The sequence below is a fragment of the Aestuariibius violaceus genome (assembly GCF_040779325.2).
Classification (GTDB): domain Bacteria; phylum Pseudomonadota; class Alphaproteobacteria; order Rhodobacterales; family Rhodobacteraceae; genus Aestuariibius; species Aestuariibius violaceus.
On record NZ_JBFONT020000025.1, the window covers coordinates 1 to 2,254 of the forward strand.

Genomic DNA, 2,254 nt, shown 5'->3' on the forward strand with positions numbered 1-2,254 from the left:
TCTTTCCCGCACCGCAGCAAACGCGCAAAGCCTGACCAGTAAGGCACTCGCGCTCAGTTCAGCGCACCACTTTCTGCACGCGCAACACGTTGTTTTTCCACAGAATCAGCGGAAAGCGGTCGTTCGCTGCACTTTGCACTAAGGTCTGTTCCCCTGAGGCATACGTTTGAAACGGCCCCTCCGTTACACTGGCAGGGCCATTTCGCTCGTGGCTAGGCCTTCGTCGCGGTGAAGGGGAACACGCCGAACGCGCCCATCTTGACGTCACCCGACATAGTATCGCCTGTCGCGGTTCCGTCGAACTCTAGGGCGATGGGCATGGGTTCGGTAATGTCTGCGGTCCAGGAAACGGCGTTGCCGTCGACGCTGCCGTTCTCCATCTCGGCCTCGCCGAGGTCGTCGGAACGCATCATGCCGGTAAACGCGTCTTCCTGTATGGCGATGTCGAGCGAGGCCTCCTTGCGGCCAAGTGGGCTTTCCATCTCGATGTTCCAGGTTCCGTCCATGGGTGTCATTCCTTTGGCATAAGGGCAGTTGCAGCACGCGCTACGGCAGGGAGGCCGCGGTGTGCAGAGGGTGTCATCGAAGGCGGCGAGGCCCATCTCTCACGCGGTCTCGAGCAAGCGCAGCGGATGCTTGCCGTCTACCATGCCCATGAAGGGCCCGTAGATGGAGTAGCCGACGAGGCCGCGCAGCTCGGGCGACATCTCCCGGACGGTGTCGCGGTTGAGCTCCAGAAGGAAATTCTCCTGCTGGCGCATGTAGGCCTCGCAATACTGACAGGTGACGGCGAAGCGCGCCGCGCCCGAGCGGTTGGCCCCACCCCCGTGCCAAGTCGTGCCTAGGAAGAAGATCACCGAGCCGGCCTTCATCACGGCGGGGATGGTCTCCTCCGGCTTGGGCGCGCGGTCGGCACCCCATTCATGGCTGCCGGGTATGATGACGGTCGCGCCGTTCTCCTCGGTGAAGTCGTCGATGGCCCAGACCGTAGCGGCGCCAAGCGGCGGGCGCGGGCGGGGGATTTGGTAGAACCCGTCGTCGGCATGTAGCATTTGCGCCTTCTCGCCGGGCAGAATGTTGATGACCTGCGCCTGGCTTAAGAGGAAGCCTGGCTGGAAGAACTTGTCCATCAACCCCAGGATACGGGGGTGCGTGGCCAGCTTATCTATGGCGCGGGTCTTCGCGAGCACGTTGTAGACGCGCTGCGTGTCGGCCCCCTCGAAGCTGTTGCGCCCCTTCTTGTCGAGGAGCGGCGTGCATTCGGAACGGATGCGCGCGATCTCATCCGCGTCGAGCAGGTCCTTGATGATGACGTAGCCGTCTCGTTGGACCTTCTCCCAGTCGGCGTCGATCTCGGGCGACTTGCGCTCGGGGCCGGGGACGTGGGCCTTGTATTTCTTTGCGAGGTCTCGACCGAGATCCTCCTGCTGCTTTAGGTCATCCGACATGGGATGTTCCTCCTTTGGTGACGTGATTGTGGGCGGCGCGGCCGAGATCGAGAGCGGCCGCCACGAAGGACCAGATGTCCCGGACAACGGCATTGGCGTCGATCTCGCCCTCTCCCGCGATGAGTGTGTTGATCGCTTGACGTTGAGCCCCCATTAGAAGGGCGGCCAGCATCCGGGGCGGGACGGTGCTGCGCACGACGCCCGCGCGGCTCCCCTGCTCGAGGTTGCGCGCGCCGGCTTCCACGACTGCGGCCATGTGCTCGCGCTCCAGGTCGAGGACCTCCGGGGCGTTCGACAGCCCCCCGTAGATTAGGACCGCCAGCGCCCGGCGTTCCAGATGGTAGGCCACGAAGGCTGCGAGGCGGCGATGCTCGCGCGCAGCCCAAGGCAGGTCGCGCGGGATCGCGTCGCCCAGCGTCACCTCCTGCAGCGGTCCGTAGAACCGCGCCGCAACGGCCGCCAGCAGCCCGGCCTTGGAGCCGAAGTGGTGATAGCCGCTGCCAACCGAGACACCAGCCCGCTTGGCGACGGGCAGCATTTCCAGATGGCCGCCATTCGCCACGAGCTCTTCCTCCGCCGCGCGCAGCAGGCGCTCAGCCATCCCGATCTTCGTCGTCATATCAAGCTCCGAAATGAATTCGATTCAATGTTGGCATAAAGGTAGGTCCATCGTCAACTGGTGTCTAGCCCCCTGTATCTGGGCCACTGATTTGGGCTCTCTCTAATATAGTTTGTGGAACCGGTGTGCGCATATTGAGCGCCTGATGAGGACGCGTGTGATTGTACTGTTTGAGCCAGTGATCGAT

4 protein-coding genes are annotated in these 2,254 nt (G+C 63.3%); all 4 read right to left on the minus strand.

Annotated features, from left to right (window positions below; genetic code table 11):
* Positions 1–212: 212 nt before the first annotated feature.
* Positions 213–506, minus strand: a complete 294-nt coding sequence (locus tag AADZ90_RS22370) for a hypothetical protein (RefSeq protein WP_367312824.1) — start codon at positions 504–506, stop codon at positions 213–215.
* A gap of 99 nt (positions 507–605) precedes the next feature.
* On the minus strand, positions 606–1,448 hold the full coding sequence (locus AADZ90_RS22375; RefSeq protein ID WP_367312825.1) for a phytanoyl-CoA dioxygenase family protein: 843 nt from the start codon (positions 1,446–1,448) through the stop codon (positions 606–608).
* Positions 1,438–2,067 carry a TetR/AcrR family transcriptional regulator gene (locus AADZ90_RS22380; RefSeq protein WP_367312826.1) on the minus strand — a complete coding sequence of 210 codons (630 nt, stop codon included), beginning with the start codon at positions 2,065–2,067 and terminating at the stop codon, positions 1,438–1,440. Before AADZ90_RS22380 ends, AADZ90_RS22375 begins: the two co-directional genes overlap by 11 nt.
* A 64-nt stretch (positions 2,068–2,131) precedes the next feature.
* Positions 2,132–2,254 (minus strand): integrase core domain-containing protein, encoded by a 123-nt coding sequence (locus AADZ90_RS22385; RefSeq protein WP_411997129.1) that lies wholly within the window; start codon positions 2,252–2,254, stop codon positions 2,132–2,134.